Below are 16264 nucleotides of genomic sequence, written 5' to 3' on the forward strand. Positions count from 1 at the left end.
TTGTGAATAGCAAGCCCTTTTTTATCTTTCGTCTATATCTACTGCTCTGCACGGTGCCAAAAAGCCTTACCCCGTGCAGAGCGCACTGCTTGAACCGCGCCTAGCTTAACCGCGCTTGGGTTTCGGCTTGCGCATCGCCTGCACCGGACGACGCTTATGCTTGTCGCGGCTCCAGCGATTCTTCTCGTCTGGCGTCAGCTCAGGCACTTTGCGGGTTTCCAGGTTGGCCAGCGTCGCTAAGTCATCCACCTCATCCTGAGAGAGTTCGACCCACTCACCGGCTTTCGCCCGCTTGTCGAGGAAGATATTGCCATAGCGAACGCGCTTCAGGCGGCTAACGGTAAGCCCCTGGGACTCCCACAGGCGGCGCACTTCACGGTTGCGGCCCTCCAGAATCACCACGTGGAACCAAGTGTTAATGCCTTCGCCACCAAACTCCTGCACGTCGGTGAAGCGCGCCGGGCCATCTTCTAGCATCACACCGTCGACCATAGCAACGATATGCTCGCGCTTGACGTCGCCCATGACCCGCACCGCGTACTCACGCTCTACTTGGGTAGAGGGGTGCATCAAGCGATTGGCCAGTTCACCGTCGGTGGTGAACAGCAGCAAGCCGCTGGTGTTGATGTCCAGGCGGCCAATGGCAATCCAGCGCTCGCCTTTCAGGCGCGGCAGGCGCTCAAAGACCGTGCGACGGCCTTCCGGGTCTTTACGGGTGCACAGCTCGCCTTCCGGCTTGTTGTACATAATGACCCGGCGCGGCACTTCCTCTTCCGGACGCAGCGTCACCGGGCGGTCATCAAAGCTGACCTTATCCCGCGCTTCCACTCGGTCGCCCAGTTTGGCCACTTGGCTATTCACCTTCACCCGGCCATCGGAAATGGCGGTTTCCATTTCACGGCGGGAGCCAAGGCCCGCGCGGGCCAGCACTTTTTGCAGTTTTTCGCTGGTAGGCGGCGTGGTGTTGTTACTTTCACTCATGGTCGTCTGACCTCACATCGTTGGTCTGCGTGTCAGCGTCCTCATGTTGACGCTGCGCACGTGCCGCCAGCCGTGCCTCTAAATCGGCAAAGCTGAGCGGCTGGGTTAACGCCGTCTCGGCGTGGTGGTCGGCACTCTCTGCCGACGTATTCTCATCTTTCTGGGGTGGCGCATCCTGCACGCTTTCCGGCGTTTCGTCCAGTGCTGGCGGCGGGTTTTGTTCGGTTGATGCCTTCTCTAGAGAAAGCGCTTCGGGGTCGTCGCCGTTGACCAGGGTATGCATAGGCGGCAGCGCATCCAGGGTTTTTAGGCCGAAGTCATCGAGAAAGCTGCGCGTGGTGGCATACACCGCCGGGCGACCCGGCACGTCCCGGTGGCCCACCACGCGTATCCAGCCGCGCTCCATCAGCGTGCGAATGATCGAACTGCTGACGCTCACACCGCGCACATCTTCGATATCACCCCGAGTCACCGGTTGGCGGTAGGCAATTAGCGCCAGCGTTTCCAAGAGTGCTCGAGAGTAGCGCTGGGGGCGCTCGTCCCACAGCCGCGAGACCCAGTGGGCCAAGCGTGGGCGAATGCGTAGCTGAAAACCCGAGGCGGTCTCGACCAGTTCGAGCGCGCCATGTCCGTGGCGCAGCGCTAGCCTTGACAGCGCCTCCCTCAGCGCTTTGCGGGAAGGGCGCTCATCGGCCAAAAATAGCGTTTCCAGGCGCTCAACCGGCAACGGTTCACCCGCCGCCAACAGCGCCGCTTCAATAATGTCGTCTAACGTGGTGTCTCTCACCGCGACTCCTCGTCAGGTTCAAACGCAGACTCTTCAAATGCCGAGGCGGCATCGCCTTGTTCCTCTTCCAAACGCTCGAATGCGTCCTCTTCCCCATCGGCCAGCGCCGCTTGGCGGGCACGCACGTGAATGGGCGACAGCGGTGCATTTTGGACAATCTCAATCATGGCTTCTTTGGCCAGCTCTAAAATAGCCATAAAGGTCACGACTACACCGGCCTTACCCTCTTCCAGGGTAAACAGCGCTTCAAACGGCGTATAACGGCCGCCCTCGCCATCCTGACTGAGCTGCTCCATGATTTTCAGCATTCGCTCGCGGGTGGAGAGCACTTCACGGCTGATCTGGTGGGCCTGGGCCAGCTCAGCGCGCTTGAGAATATCGGACAGCGCTCCCAGCAGCTCATCAAGCTCTACATCGGGATGGATCACCCGCGTTTCCAACGGCGGTAAGCCCGCCTGTACGCTGAACCAGTCCCGGCCGACGCGGGGCAGCGTATCCAGCGCCTCGGCGGCCTCTTTTAGGCGCTCGTACTCCTGCAGGCGGCGAATCAGCTCGGCACGGGGGTCCTCCTCCTCCTCGCCCTCCGCTTTCGGCGAGCGCGGCAGCAGCGTCCGGGATTTAATCTCCGCCAGCATGGCAGCCATCAACAGGTACTCACCCGCCAGCTCGATCTCCATGGCTTTCATCAGTTCCACGTACTCAATGTACTGGTGGGTGATGGTGGCCACGTTGATGGTCAGAATATCCAGGTTCTGGCGCCGAATTAAATACAGCAGCAGATCCAGCGGCCCTTCGAAGGCTTCCAGAAAGACCCGCAGTGCCTCGGGGGGAATATAGAGGTCTTCCGGCAGTTGCATGATGGGCTCATCAAACAGACGCCCAAGCGCCTCCACCACCGGCTCGGCAGTAGATTCCGCCACGTCTTGGTCTTGGTCTGGCGCTGCGCTTGGCGTCTCGCTCACGCGGGTCGAATCCTTCGTTGATGAGTGGAAAACAGCAGTGTAACAGCGTGCTTTCAGCGCGGCATCTAGCCAGCATCGGCGGCTTTACGATAGCGCCCTTGATAATCAAACAGCTTATCGCGGATTTGAAAGTGTCGGCCTACCTTTCGCCCCACCACAAAATCCGGGTGGCGCAATCGGCGCTGCTCGTTGACGACCTCATCAGGCGTCGTCGGTTGCCATTGACCGCCTGGCGCGCGTAGGTGGGCACGTAAAAAAACGACATAAAAGGCGCGGCGCTGGGCCGGGGTTTCTAAGGCAAACCATTCGCTCAGACTTTCACCATCTTCATCGTGGTAGGTGGCTTTTAGGCGCGGCAGGCCACGACCATTGGTGGTCGCCTCTAACTGCATGCCGCTGACGCGCAGCACTTTGGCATCTTTTAGCTTCAGCGCATCCTTGAGCTTGTCGTCGGCGTCCACCAGCAGCTTCTCGCAGCCATGACAGCGGCGGGCGGCCATATCGTTCTCAGCGCCGCACTCGTCGCATACTTTGAAGCGAAAGCGAAACTCGCACTGGCGGCGGCGCCCTGCGTCATCCTCAATCAGCCCCTGGCAGCGGCGGCCGAAGTGTTCAATCACCAGCTCGCCATCGCGCTTGCCCCAAAACAGGTTCGCGTGACCGCAGTCCGGGCAGGGCACCTGCACCGGTTCGCTATCGCTATCCGGCTTGGGTTCGCCTACTTCCGGGGCGTAGAGATCCCAGGGGTTGCCCGCATAGTCGAGAATCAAGCACTCCTCTTTACCCGGCGAGAGGCGCAGCCCGCGCCCCACGATCTGCTGATACAGGCTGACCGACTCGGTGGGCCGCAGAATCGCGATCAGATCGACGTGGGGGGCATCGAAGCCGGTAGTCAACACCGCCACGTTGACCAAATACTTTAACTGGCGCGCTTTAAACGCATCGATCAGCGCGGTGCGCTCGGCCGAGGCCGTCGCACCGGTAATCAGCGCAGCCTGCTCGGCGGGCAGATAGCCCATGATCTCTTCGGCGTGGGCCACCGTCGCGGCGAAAATCATCACCCCCTGGCGGTCGGCGGCGTACTCCACCACTTGGGCAATGATGCCCGGTGTCGCGCGGCAGCCCGCCACCACGCGGTTGAGTTCCTCCTCACGAAACAGCCCGCTGGACGAGGGCGCAAGCGCCGAGAAGTCGTACCCTTCAATGGCCATATCCAGCCGCTTGGGTGCGGCCAAAAAGCCCTGCTTGACCATCAGGCGCAGCGGCTGTTCAAACACACAGTCGGCAAAAAAGCTCTCTTCTGAACCGCGCACCATCCCGTGGTGGTGGCGGTGGTAGATAAAACCCTGCCCCAAACGAAACGGGGTGGCGGTTAGGCCGAGGATTTTTAGCTGCGGGTTCTGGCTCCGCAGGTGCTCGATCACCTGCCGATAGCTGGAGTCCTCCTCCAGCGATACCCGATGGCACTCGTCGATTACCAGCAGAGTAAAGCTGGCGTCGTTGAACTGCTCCAGGTTGCGCACCACCGACTGCACCGAGCCAAACACCACTTGACGGCTAGCCTCTTTACGCTTTAACCCAGCGCTGAAGATATCCGCCTCCAAGCCGTACGCTTGGTACTTGGCGTGGTTCTGCTCCACCAGCTCGCGCACGTGGGCCAACACCAGCACCCGCCCACGGGCGAGTCTCGCCAGTTCAGCGATCACCAGCGACTTGCCGCTGCCCGTCGGCAGCACCACCACGGCGGGGGCGCTGGTGGCGCGAAAGTGGCTGACTACCCGCTTGACCGCCTCGGTTTGGTAGGGGCGCAGCGAAGGCGCTGCCGCGTTAGCCAAGAAAGGCGGCCCGGAGGCCGCCTTTTCAGGATGTGTCATCCATCACCTTTCGGGTTGATCACATGATGTTAGCCCAGCCATACCCGCGCATTGCGGAACAGGCGCAGCCACGCACCATCGTCGGTCCACTCTGCCGGACGCCAGGAGTTGGTGACCGCACGGGTCACCCGCTCAGGGTGTGGCATCATGATCGTCACGCGGCCATCCGGCGTAGTCAGGCCGGTAATGCCCGACGGCGAGCCATTGGGGTTGGCCGGGTAGCGCGTGGTGACCTGACCGTAGTTGTCGATGTAGCGCAGGGCAATTTGGCTGCTCGACTGCATGCTGCGCAGGTGCGCCGTGTCGCGGAACTCGGCGCGGCCCTCCCCGTGAGCAACGGCGATAGGCAGCTTAGAGCCTTCCATGCCCGCCAGCAGAATAGAGGGGCTCTTCTCTACCCGTGCCATCGCAACGCGGGCCTCAAACTGCTCGGACTCGTTACGCACAAAGGCAGGCCAATTTTCTGCACCGGGGATCAGCGTTTTGAGCTGCGAGAGCATCTGGCAGCCGTTACACACGCCCAGCGAGAAGCTGTCGTCGCGGTTGAAGAAGGCTTCAAACTGCTCGCGGGCGCGCTCATTGAATAGCACTGACTTGGCCCAGCCGCCGCCTGCACCCAGCACGTCGCCATAGGAGAAGCCGCCACAGGCCACTAAGCCTTTGAACTCCTCCAGCGAGACACGGCCTTCGAGGATGTCGCTCATATGCACATCCACCGCGTCGAAGCCTGCTTTGTGGAAGGCCCAGGCCATCTCTACCTGACCGTTAACACCCTGTTCACGCAGCACGGCCACCGCTGGCTTGGTGGTGTTGATAAAGGGCGCGCTGATATCGTCGTTGATATCGAAAGTCGGTGCGGCGCTAAGGCCCGGATCGCGAACGTCGAGCAAGTTGTCGAACTCGTTCTTCGCGCATTCCGGGTTATCCCGCAGCGCCTGCATGCGGTAGCTGGTCTCGGACCAGGTGCGCTGGGTTAGCTGACGGGTGGTTTCCAGCAGCGGCTCTTCAAACAGCGTCACTCGCACTTGGTCGTCGTAGCGCGGGCGAGCAATCACGCCGCAGGTTTCGATACCGGCCATGGCGAACTGGGTCAGCACCTCTTCGGTGTGCTCACGGCTTACCTGGATCACCGCCCCCAGCTCTTCAGAGAACAGCGCGTTGAAGGCTTCTACCGGCTCATCGATCAGCCAGTCGAGCTTGATTTCGAGACCGGCGTGCGCGGCAAAAGCCATCTCCAGCAGCGTCACCAACAGGCCACCGTCGCTGCGGTCGTGGTAAGCCAGCAGCTTACCGTCGCGGTTCAGACCTTGGATCACTTCGAAAAACGCTTTCAGATCTTCCGGGTCGTCCACATCGGGGCACTCATCGCCCACTTGGCCATAGACCTGCGCCAGCGCCGAGCCGCCAAGGCGATTCTGGCCGTTCCCCAGGTCGATCAAAATCAGATCAGACTCATCCTGCTCCAGGTTGATCTGCGGCGTCAGCGTCGCCAGCGCGTCGGTCACCGGTGCAAAGCCTGTCACCACCAGCGACAGCGGCGAGGTAATGCTCTTCTCTTCGGCGTCAGCGCCCTCTTGCCACGCGGTGCGCATGGACATGGAGTCCTTGCCCACCGGCACGGCAATCCCCAGCGCCGGGCACAGCTCCATGCCCACGGCATGCACGGCGTCGTACAGCGCTTGGTTTTCACCGGGGTGATCAGCAGCGCTCATCCAGTTGGCGGAGAGTTTGATATCCGACAGCTTGGCAATCGGCGCAGCAGCGAGGTTGGTAATGGCTTCTGCCACCGCTAAGCGCGCGCTGGCGGCAGGATTAATCAGCGCCACCGGCGGGCGCTCGCCCATGGCCATGGCTTCACCGGCGTGAGTGTCGAAGCTTGCGGTGGTGACCGCTAGGTCGGCCACCGGCACTTGCCAGGGGCCTACCATCTGATCACGGGCGACTTGGCCTGTGATCGAACGGTCGCCGATGGTGATCAAAAAGCTTTTCGATGCCACCGTGGGCAGGCGCAGCACCCGGTCCATCGCTTCGCGCAGGTCCAGGTTATCCAGCATCACGCCAGAGAGTTCGGGCGTTTGGCGCTCAAACGAACGGGTCATCTTCGGCGGCTTGCCAAACAGCACGCTCATGGGCAGATCGACCGGTTTGGTCTCGAAGTGGCCGTCGCGCACTTCCAGGTGGTGCTCCGCCTGGGCTTCGCCCACTACCGCGTAAGGGCAGCGCTCGCGCTTGCACAGCGCGTCAAAGGTATCCAAGTCTTCAGGTGCCACTGCCAGTACGTAGCGCTCCTGGGCTTCGTTACACCAGATTTCCAGCGGGCTCATGCCCGGCTCGGCGTTGGGCACCGCGCGCAGGTCAAACAGACCGCCACGGTTGCCGTCTTTGACCAACTCCGGCAAGGCGTTAGACAGCCCGCCCGCACCGACATCGTGGATAAAGCGAATCGGGTTGTTGTCGCCCAGCGCCCAGCAGCGGTCGATGACTTCTTGGGCACGACGCTCGATTTCCGGGTTTTCCCGCTGCACAGAGGCGAAATCCAAATCCGCGCTGGACTCACCGGACGCCATACTGGACGCCGCACCGCCGCCCAGGCCAATCAGCATCGCTGGGCCGCCCATGACGATCAGCTTACCGCCAACGGGGATCTCGCCTTTTTGCACGTGCTGAGCACGAATGTTGCCGTAGCCACCGGCAATCATGATCGGCTTGTGGTAGCCGCGACGCTCGATGCCTTCGGCACTGAGAGCATCCTGCTCGTAGGTACGGAAGTAGCCGGTCAGGTTGGGGCGGCCAAACTCGTTATTGAACGCGGCACCGCCAATCGGGCCGTCCAGCATGATATTGAGCGCGGACTGCATGCGCTCGGGCTTGCCATAGTCGAAGGCTTCCCAGGGCTGAACAAATTCAGGAATGCGCAGGTTAGAGACGGTAAAGCCGGACAAACCTGCTTTCGGCTTGCCGCCGATGCCGGTCGCGCCTTCGTCCCGAATCTCACCGCCAGAGCCGGTGGCCGCACCGGGGAACGGTGCAATCGCCGTGGGGTGGTTGTGGGTCTCCACCTTCATCAGAATGTGGATCGGCTCTTGGTGGGCATCGTAGCGGGCACGCTCGCCCTCGGCACCGGTGAGCGGCGTGGGGAAGAAGCGCCCGCCGTGGCTGCCTTTGATCACCGCCGCGTTATCGCTGTACGCAGAGAGCACGTTATCCGGTGACGTGGCGAAGGTGTTCTTGATCATCTTAAACAGCGAGTGGCTCTGGGCTTCGCCATCGATGACCCAATCTGCATTGAAGATTTTGTGGCGACAGTGCTCAGAGTTCGCCTGGGCGAACATCATCAGCTCCACATCGCTGGGGTTGCGGCCTAGCTCGATAAAGGCGGCTACCAGGTAGTCGATCTCATCGTCTGCCAGCGCAAGGCCCAGCTCACGGTTCGCCGTCATCAGCGCGTCGCGGCCGCCTTCCAGAATGTCGACGCTGCCAAGGGGGGCAGGCGAGTGATGGGCGAATAGCTTGCTCGCCTCGGCTACGTCGGCCAGCACGTTTTCGGTCATGCGGTCATGCAGCAGCGCGCTAATCGCTTCCAACTGCTCAGTACTGGGGGCGCCGCGCAGCTCTACTCGGTAATCAATACCGCGTTCAATGCGGCTGATCTGGCTAAGCCCGCAGTTGCGGGCAATGTCGGTTGCTTTAGAGGACCACGGTGACTGGGTGCCTAAACGCGGGACGACTAAAAAGCGCTGAGCGTTGTCGGGAATCTCTTGGCTGTCTCGGCTGCCGTACTCCAGCAGTTTCGCCAACCGCTCCTGGGCGGAATGATCGAGCTCTTCGTGGTGGTCAATGAAGTGGACGTAATGGGCAGACAGCGCCTCCACCTCCGGAACACGGTCACGCAACACCGTTAACAGCCGTTCATGGCGGAAGGCAGAAAGGGCGGGTGCGCCTCGCAGTTCGAGCATATCTGGGAGCCTCTAAAGCAGGGAGAGTTCGAGCAGGAAATCACCGGGCCGCAAAGCGGCAATCCCGCTATGATACTGGAAAGCGACGGCCACACGAAATCAACAAGGTGACAGCGTTCATCAGGCTGGGTATCGTGGCAGACTGTTCCATGTTGACAAGACATCATGCCGACATTGATTTACCAACATTTTATCGCCTATTACCGGGCGTATTTCGCGATGATCGCGACACTTTTGCTTATTTTGGTACCGCGCAGCTCGTCGGTACCAAGCGGTGAACATTTAGCGCAAATTAATGCAAAAGAGTTCATCACTATTCACACTCGCAACACACCTACCACCTATTACGAAGGCCGCCAGGGGCCGACTGGCTTTGAGTATGAGTTGATGCACCGCTTCGCGGACTACCTGGGGGTCAGCCTCAACCTGAACGCGAGCCACCATCCGGAGAGCGTACTACCCGCCGTGCGCGAGCAGGGCGACTTAGGTGCCGCTGCCCTCCCCCTGCTGGCAGATTCACCAGGCATTCACTACACCCGCTCCATCATTCAGATGCAGCCGCTGGTGGTGTATCGCCGCGGGCTCAACGGCATTGATGAACCGGCAGATCTCGTCGACCTGGAACTTGGCACGCTAAGCGAAGCGGGCACCAGTCAGGCACTGCTATCACTGCAGCGTGACTACCCCAGCCTTACTTGGAAAGAGTCTCACGAGCTTGAAGTGGCCGAACTGCTGGCACGGGTAGAGAACGGCACCTTAGATGCGGCGATTATTTTTGATCATCAGTTTCGTTTGAACCGGCTGTTTTTCCCTAACGTCGAACGCGGCTTCTTTTTAGGCGAGCCGCTCTCTCTGGCCTGGGCGGTGCCCAGCGGCCGCGGACTTGGATTATTAGAAGCCGCCAATCAGTTTCTTCAAGAGCTGCAAGAGAACGGCACCCTGGAGCAGTTGGTAAGCCGCTACTTTGGCCACGATGACTATCTTGAGTACGTGGGCACTCGGACGTTTCTCGCCCACCTTGACGAACGCCTGCCCAACTACACTGAGCTATTTAAGCAGGCCGCTCGCGACACCAGTTTTGACTGGAAGCTGCTGGCCGCCGTTGGGTACCAGGAGTCGCACTGGGACCCCACCGCTGTATCCCCCACAGGGGTTCGCGGCTTAATGATGCTGACCAACCCCACGGCCAGCGAAATGGGCGTAGCCGACCGCACCGATGCTGCACAGAGTATTGATGGCGGCGCGCGCTACCTGCGCAGTATTAAAGACCGGCTTCCAGACAGCATTACCGGGGATGACCGGCTCTATATGGCCATGGCAGCCTACAACGTAGGCCTTGGCCACCTTTACGATGCGCGTAAAATTGCCGAGCTGCGCGGCGGCGATCCGGATCGCTGGCAGGACGTTCGTGCGGCGCTCCCGCTCTTACAGGAGCGAGAGTGGCATAGCCAAACCCGCCACGGCTATGCCCGTGGCGGCGAGCCGGTCATCTATGTGCGCAACATCCGCCGCTACTACGAGATGATTGAGTATGTGGAGCGCAGCCGACAACAGTTTTTCCAGCTAGAGCAAACGCCAGCCAGTGAAGAACCATTATTGCTGTTCGATATTATTCCGCCGGTTGAGCAGTAATCGCGCGCTAACGTTTTTCAGCGAAAAACTGCTTGAGCAGCCTTTTGGCCGGTACTGCTAGTACGCCGCCCGTAATCTCTACCTGATGATTAAACCAGGGCTGAGCAAGCAGATTGGCCTTTGACTCCACCATGCCCGTGCGTGGCTCGGGCGCGCCGTATACCAAACGGGCAATGCGCGCATGCACCATGGTGCCTGCGCACATCATGCAGGGCTCTAGCGTAACGAACAGCGTACAGCCCTCTAAACGGTAGTTGCCCAGCCGCTGCCCCGCCTCGCGTAGCGCACGCACCTCGGCGTGGCCGCTGGGGTCGCAGCTTGCCAGCGGTGCATTGTGGCCAGCACCAATAATCTCCCCCTGGGTATCCACTACCACCGCGCCCACCGGCACTTCCCCGGCGGCAAACGCCAGGTGCGCTTGGTCCATGGCGCGGTGCATGTAAAATTCATCGCTGCGTATCAAGGCAAACTCCGCTAAGGTAGCAAAACGATCGTTTTAATAGCGTGATGGCCGCACTGGGTATACTTGCAATCATCGGCGGGAAAACAGACAGCACCAAGGATACAGAGAATGAACGATGCGCTGAAGACACTGGTTAGCTTATTAGAGCTTGAAACCCTTGAAGAGACGCTATTTCGCGGCCAGAGCCAAGATTTGGGCTTTCCCCAACTGTATGGCGGCCAAGTGTTGGGCCAGGCACTGGCCGCAGCGGCGCGCACGGTGCCGGATGAACGCCGCCCGCACTCCCAGCACGGCTATTTTTTGCGCCCAGGCGACCCGCACCGCCCGGTGGTGTATCAGGTCGATACCATTCGCGACGGCGGCAGCTTTACCACCCGGCGGGTGACGGCTATTCAGAAAGGGCGACCGATTTTCTTCTGCAGCGCCTCCTTCCAGAGCGCTGAAGAGAGCATCAATCATCAGCGAGCCATGCCACAAGTGCCCACACCGGAAGCACTCATCGAGAGCGGCGATGCCAAGCACGCGCGCTTCCCTGGCCACCCTATCGAGTTTTTGCACTTAAAGGATAATCCGGACAGCGCGTCACCCGCTGGCCAGTGCCTGTGGTTCCGTTTTGCCGGTGGGCCGCTGCCGGACGACCCGGCGCTGCATCGTCATCTGCTCTCTTATGCGTCAGATTTCAACCTGCTGACCACCGGTCTGATTCCTCATGGTATCAAGTACACCGACCCGAAACTGCGCATTGCCAGTCTCGACCATGCGATTTGGCTGCACGAAGATACGCGGCTAGATGAGTGGCTGCTTTACGCCATCGACTCCCCATGGACAGGCGGCGCACGGGGCTTGGCGAGGGGCCATATTTATCGCCGTGATGGGCGTTTAGTCGCCTCGACGGCGCAGGAGGGGTTGGTGCGCTATCCGCAGTCTTGAACCTCTGCTCTAAACACCTCTAAAAACAGCAACGCCCGCAGTGTGCTGGCGTTGTAAAATACCGGTCAGCACAACCCTAGACGGGGGCGCTGTAAACCCGTCCTTGGGCGCTACTTTCGCCATCTGACCGCCATGGATGGTGGAAATGCCGAAATTGCAGGGAGCATTTTTCGGCCATGGCGAAAGACCCCCGTTACGGGCTGTCCTGACCTAAGTGGCCTTGTTAATTACCCACCATACACGTCATTAATGGTTTTCAGCGGGTAGTGAGCCGGGTACGGCTTGCGGGCCACACCGGAGTCGACCGCTGCTTGGGCCACTGCTGAGGAGACGCGCTCCAGCAGGCGGATATCCACCGGCGTGGGGATGATGTAATCACGCCCGAAGCTCATCTCGGTACGCTCGTAGGCGTTCAGCACTTCCTGCGGCACCGGCTCGCGGGCCAGGTCTTTCAGTGCATGCACTGCCGCCAGCTTCATGGCTTCGTTAATGCGCGTTGCGCGCACATCCAACGCACCGCGGAAGATGAACGGGAAGCCCAGCACGTTGTTCACCTGGTTCGGGAAGTCCGAACGGCCGGTGGCCATGATCACATCCGGGCGCGCTTCGCGGGCTACGTCCGGGTGAATTTCCGGGTCGGGGTTGGTGCAGGCGAAAATCACCGGGTCAGCGGCCATTTTCTTCACCTGCTCCGCAGAGAGCAGGCCCGGGCCAGAAAGGCCGATAAACACGTCTGCCCCGTCGATGGCATCGTCCAGCGTGCGCATGTCGGTATCGCGGGCAAACTCCGCCTTGTACTCGTTGATACCGTCACGGTCAGTGTGAATCACGCCGCGACGATCCAGCATGACCAAGTTCTCTTTCTTGGCACCGCAGGAGATCAGCAGGCGCATGCAGGCAATCGCCGCCGCGCCTGCGCCCATGCAGACGATTTTCACGTCCTCAATCCGCTTGCCCGCGATATCCAGCGCGTTGAGCATGCCCGCAGCGGTCACAATCGCCGTGCCGTGCTGGTCATCGTGGAATACTGGGATGTTGCAGCGTTCAACTAACGCCTTTTCGATCTCAAAGCACTCAGGCGCTTTGATATCTTCCAGGTTAATACCACCCCAGGTGTCGGCAATGCGGGCAACGGTGTCGATAAACGCTTGCGGGCTTTCGGCGTCTACTTCGATATCAACGGAGTTAATGCCCGCAAAGCACTTGAACAGCACACCTTTACCTTCCATCACCGGCTTACTAGCCAGCGGGCCAAGGTTGCCTAGGCCAAGAATCGCACTGCCGTCCGAAATAACCGCGACCAGATTACCTTTGCCGGTATAACGGTACGCATTTTCCGCTTCGCGAGCGATTTCGCGAACCGGCTCAGCAACGCCTGGGCTATACGCTAGCGCCAAATCCCGAGCTGTCGCGGTGGGCTTGGTCAACTCCACGGAAAGCTTACCGGGGATCGGCTTAGCGTGATAATCCAAAGCTGCCTGCTTATTTGCATCCGTCATAGTGAAGGTCTCATCAGCCTAAAGTAGAAAAGTTGTATCAGAATATAGAAAAAACCTAGGCGCCTCAAGCACGTAGTAAACTTACCTACGAAACGACCGTTTTAGCCACATTCCCTTCCATTTCGGAACTTTTCCACGTTATTTGCTGCAACTTATACTTCACGCCATCAGCTATAAAGGTTTCCTTATTGATGCAGCGCAGTATTTTTGGAAATAAATTCCAACAAAAATAACAGGCAGTTATCCACACCCATCTGGCACAAACGCCCTGTGGAAAAGATAATAAGAGGAGAAGAGAAGGGACCGCATTCGGAGGGCAACACGTCAATCAACGTGCCGTAAAGCAAGTGGCAACACATTCAGGCAGTAGGAACGCTAATAAAAGAGCGCTAATAAAAAGGGTAGCCCCTTAGGGACAAAAAGCCCACGCCGTGGCGTGGGCTTTTGCACAGAGCACAATGCATGCCTGCGATAGGCTTAATCCGTTAGGATTAGCCGCGCTTGATAGCAGCGCCGAAACGCTTGTTGAAGCGCTCTACGCGGCCACCAGTGGTCGCTTGCTTCTGCTTACCGGTGTAGAACGGGTGGCAGTTGGAGCATACGTCCAGAGAGAAGTCCTGACCAGAGGTAGAACCGACCTGGAAGCTTGCACCGCAAGAACAGTTGGCGGTGACCGTGTTGTAATTCGGGTGGATACCTTGTTTCATCTTGAGCCTCATAAGCTATATGCCGCCACCTGATCCGTTGCCAGGCACCGCATACGGGTTTGAAAAAACTGCTAACCGGTTAACCGCTCCATCCGATAGATTCAGAGCGGCCGCGCATTCTAGCAAACTAATCGCCGGAGGCCAATTGTCCGATTCTGTTTCTGCCCAGCCATCGTCACCTGGGCTGCCTAAGGGCGCTTTTCAGGTGCTCAAGGTCGCGTTACCGTCGCCGCTAAGACGCCTGTTTGACTACTTACCCGCACCGAGGACTCCCGCCTGTGGCTGGCAGCCTGGGCTGCGGGTAAGGGTACCGTTTGGCCGCCGCGATGTCGTCGGAGTGGTGGTGTCTTTGGCTTCCGGCAGCGAATTACCGAGTTCGCAGCTGCGGGCCATCGGTGAAGCGCTGGATGAGGCCCCATTACCCAGCGACTGGCAGTGGCTGTGCCAGTTTGCAGCGCGTTACTACCAGCACAGCCTGGGCGATACCATGCAGCACGCTATGCCCGCCAGGCTACGCCAGGGCCACCCTATGGCAGGGCGCACCCAAACCCTGTGGCTTCCGCTACCCAACGATGAAACAGCGCTGGCACGCGCGCCTAAACAGGCGGAGCTTTACGCTCTGCTGCGCCAGCACCCCCATGGGCTGCCGGGCCGCGCCGTTAGCGCCCACGGCTTCACCCGGGAGCAGCTATTAGCGCTGCAAAAGAAGGGCTTTATCCAGCCCCAAGAGATCACTCTGACCGCCGCTCAACCCACCGGAGGAAGCTTACTCGCCTCTCCGTCGCTGCCGCTCAACCGTGAACAGGCCACTGCGCTATCCGTGCTGCATGAAAAGCTCGACGGCTACCACCCCTGTTTATTGGAAGGCGTGACCGGTAGCGGCAAAACCGAGATTTACCTACAGCTCATCGAAGCGCTCGCTGCCAAAGGAAAGCAGTCCCTAGTGCTCGTGCCCGAAATTGGCCTTACACCGCAAACACTAGCGCGGTTCAAAAGCCGTTTTCGCGTGCCGGTGGTGGCGCTGCACTCCGGGCTTACCGACCCAGAGCGCTTGGATGTATGGGAAGCCGCCGCCAACGGCCGTGCGCTGGTGATCATCGGCACCCGCTCGGCCATTTTCACCCCGCTGGCGAACCCCGGCGCAATCATCGTTGACGAAGAGCACGATGGCTCCTATAAACAGCACGACGGGCTGCGCTACCACGCACGGGACCTTGCTGTTGCCAGGGCGCACTACCACGGCATTCCCCTATTACTGGGCAGCGCGACGCCCTCGTTTGAAAGCCTGCAGCAGGCGCTTACGGGCGCTTATCGACACCTGCGGCTAACTCAGCGGCCCAGCCGTCACCCGCCCGCTAAGTTAGAGCTAATCGACCTGCGCCACCAGCGCCGCCAAGGGGGGCTGCTGCCCAACGCGATCAAAGCGATTAAGAGCACGCTCGCGGCGGGCAAGCAGGCGCTAATTTTTATCAACCGGCGCGGCTTTGCGCCGAGCCTAGCCTGCCATAGCTGCGGCTGGATGGCCGAATGCGGCCAGTGCGATGCGCGTATGACGCTGCACCGGCAGCCACCGCTGCTGGCCTGCCACCACTGCGACAGCCGCCGCGCCCTGCCGGATGCCTGCCCAGACTGCGGCAGCGGCGACTTGCGTGCGCTGGGTAGCGGCACGGAGCGCACCGAGGAGACGCTACAAGGGCTGTTCCCTGACACCACCGTTCACCGCATTGACCGCGACAGCACGCGCAAAAAAGAGAGCTTCGAGCAGGTGCTCAAAGAGATTCAGCGCGGCGAGCCCTGCCTGCTGGTGGGCACTCAAATGCTCGCCAAGGGCCACCATTTACCGCATGTCACCTTGGTGGTGGTGGTCAACGCCGATGGCGGCCTCTACGCGGCGGATTTTCGCGCCCTAGAGCACAGCGCACAGCTATTGGAGCAAGTGGCGGGGCGCGCAGGCCGCGCCGCTCACCCTGGCCGCGTGCTGGTGCAAACTCTCCACCCGGATGACCCACACCTAGGCCAGTTGGCCGAACATGGCTACGGCGCACTGGCCCGCAACCTGCTGGAAGAGCGCCGCATCGCCAAGCTGCCGCCGTTTTGCTTTATGGCGCTGCTACGCGTAGAAAGCCCACAGGAGCAGGCGGCGCTTGCGCTGGCTCAGCACGCCGCTCAGGCGCTGCGCCAGTGGCTGAAGAACGCTAATGTGCCAGTCCGCTGCCTGGGGCCCGTACCCGCCCCCATGGAGCGTCGCCAAAACCGCTACCACATCCACGTCATGATCACCGCTGACAAACGTAGCCACCGACACGCCGCCGCTAACTGGCTGGTGCAGTGGCTAGAAGCCAACCGAGAGGCGCGCAAAGTGCGTTGGTCGATTGATATCGACCCGCAAACCCTGGCCTAGCCGTAAGGGCTTGTATCCAACGCAGGTCCTATCCTAAGGGAATACGGCTTTGAAACTGCGCGCCAATTGCCG

At 60.2% G+C, this 16264-nt stretch carries 11 protein-coding genes; 3 read left to right on the forward strand and 8 right to left on the reverse strand.

Annotated features, from left to right (window positions below; all coding sequences use genetic code 11):
- Nucleotides 1–105: 105 nt before the first annotated feature.
- From rluB to purL, 5 genes are all read right to left on the reverse strand, one after another.
- Nucleotides 106–981: a 23S rRNA pseudouridine(2605) synthase RluB gene (gene rluB, locus ACIGG6_RS11395; RefSeq protein WP_062361996.1), complete on the reverse strand. Its 876-nt coding sequence runs from the start codon at nt 979–981 to the stop codon at nt 106–108.
- Nucleotides 974–1768 (reverse strand): SMC-Scp complex subunit ScpB, encoded by a 795-nt coding sequence (gene scpB / locus ACIGG6_RS11400; RefSeq protein WP_399844531.1) that lies wholly within the window; start codon nt 1766–1768, stop codon nt 974–976. Before scpB ends, rluB begins: the two co-directional genes overlap by 8 nt.
- Nucleotides 1765–2730: a segregation and condensation protein A gene (locus ACIGG6_RS11405; protein WP_399844533.1), complete on the reverse strand. Its 966-nt coding sequence runs from the start codon at nt 2728–2730 to the stop codon at nt 1765–1767. Before ACIGG6_RS11405 ends, scpB begins: the two co-directional genes overlap by 4 nt.
- Nucleotides 2731–2795: 65 nt before the next feature.
- Nucleotides 2796–4604 carry a DEAD/DEAH box helicase gene (locus tag ACIGG6_RS11410; RefSeq protein WP_399844534.1) on the reverse strand — a complete coding sequence of 603 codons (1809 nt, stop codon included), beginning with the start codon at nt 4602–4604 and terminating at the stop codon, nt 2796–2798.
- Between the two features lie 29 nt (nt 4605–4633).
- On the reverse strand, nt 4634–8560 hold the full coding sequence (purL, locus tag ACIGG6_RS11415) for a phosphoribosylformylglycinamidine synthase (protein WP_399844535.1): 3927 nt from the start codon (nt 8558–8560) through the stop codon (nt 4634–4636).
- 165 nt (nt 8561–8725) lie between these two features.
- On the opposite strand from purL, the gene mltF reads away from it, so the two are divergent.
- Complete coding sequence (gene mltF / locus ACIGG6_RS11420; protein WP_399844537.1) at nt 8726–10192, forward strand: membrane-bound lytic murein transglycosylase MltF; 1467 nt, start codon at nt 8726–8728, stop codon at nt 10190–10192.
- Between the two features lie 7 nt (nt 10193–10199).
- Here mltF and tadA read toward each other — a convergent pair whose 3' ends face one another.
- Nucleotides 10200–10652, reverse strand: coding sequence for a tRNA adenosine(34) deaminase TadA (gene tadA / locus ACIGG6_RS11425; RefSeq protein WP_399844560.1), 453 nt, complete (start codon nt 10650–10652; stop codon nt 10200–10202).
- A 111-nt stretch (nt 10653–10763) separates the two neighbouring features.
- Here tadA and ACIGG6_RS11430 point away from each other — a divergent pair, with 111 nt between their 5' ends.
- Nucleotides 10764–11585 (forward strand): acyl-CoA thioesterase, encoded by an 822-nt coding sequence (locus ACIGG6_RS11430; RefSeq protein WP_399844539.1) that lies wholly within the window; start codon nt 10764–10766, stop codon nt 11583–11585.
- A gap of 227 nt (nt 11586–11812) precedes the next feature.
- Here the strand turns inward: ACIGG6_RS11430 and ACIGG6_RS11435 are convergent, their stop codons facing one another.
- Complete coding sequence (locus ACIGG6_RS11435) at nt 11813–13084, reverse strand: malic enzyme-like NAD(P)-binding protein (protein WP_399844541.1); 1272 nt, start codon at nt 13082–13084, stop codon at nt 11813–11815.
- A 491-nt stretch (nt 13085–13575) separates the two neighbouring features.
- A complete protein-coding gene (gene rpmE, locus ACIGG6_RS11440) occupies nt 13576–13791 on the reverse strand; it encodes a 50S ribosomal protein L31 (RefSeq protein ID WP_044630499.1) in 216 nt (71 codons plus the stop codon).
- 19 nt (nt 13792–13810) lie between these two features.
- On the opposite strand from rpmE, the gene ACIGG6_RS11445 reads away from it, so the two are divergent.
- Nucleotides 13811–16192 (forward strand): primosomal protein N', encoded by a 2382-nt coding sequence (locus tag ACIGG6_RS11445; RefSeq protein WP_399844543.1) that lies wholly within the window; start codon nt 13811–13813, stop codon nt 16190–16192.
- Nucleotides 16193–16264: the final 72 nt, after the last annotated feature.

This window comes from Vreelandella lionensis, from assembly GCF_044543515.1.
GTDB classification, from domain to species: Bacteria; Pseudomonadota; Gammaproteobacteria; order Pseudomonadales; family Halomonadaceae; genus Vreelandella; species Vreelandella lionensis.

Coding starts and splice junctions, on each gene's coding strand:
- rluB (WP_062361996.1), bottom strand. CDS start 981: ATGAGTGAAAGTAACAACACCACGCCGCCTACCAGCGAAAAACTGCAA.
- ACIGG6_RS11410 (WP_399844534.1), bottom strand. CDS start 4,604: ATGACACATCCTGAAAAGGCGGCCTCCGGGCCGCCTTTCTTGGCTAAC.
- purL (WP_399844535.1), bottom strand. CDS start 8,560: ATGCTCGAACTGCGAGGCGCACCCGCCCTTTCTGCCTTCCGCCATGAA.
- mltF (WP_399844537.1), top strand. CDS start 8,726: ATGCCGACATTGATTTACCAACATTTTATCGCCTATTACCGGGCGTAT.
- ACIGG6_RS11430 (WP_399844539.1), top strand. CDS start 10,764: ATGAACGATGCGCTGAAGACACTGGTTAGCTTATTAGAGCTTGAAACC.
- ACIGG6_RS11435 (WP_399844541.1), bottom strand. CDS start 13,084: ATGACGGATGCAAATAAGCAGGCAGCTTTGGATTATCACGCTAAGCCG.
- rpmE (WP_044630499.1), bottom strand. CDS start 13,791: ATGAAACAAGGTATCCACCCGAATTACAACACGGTCACCGCCAACTGT.
- ACIGG6_RS11445 (WP_399844543.1), top strand. CDS start 13,811: ATGCCGCCACCTGATCCGTTGCCAGGCACCGCATACGGGTTTGAAAAA.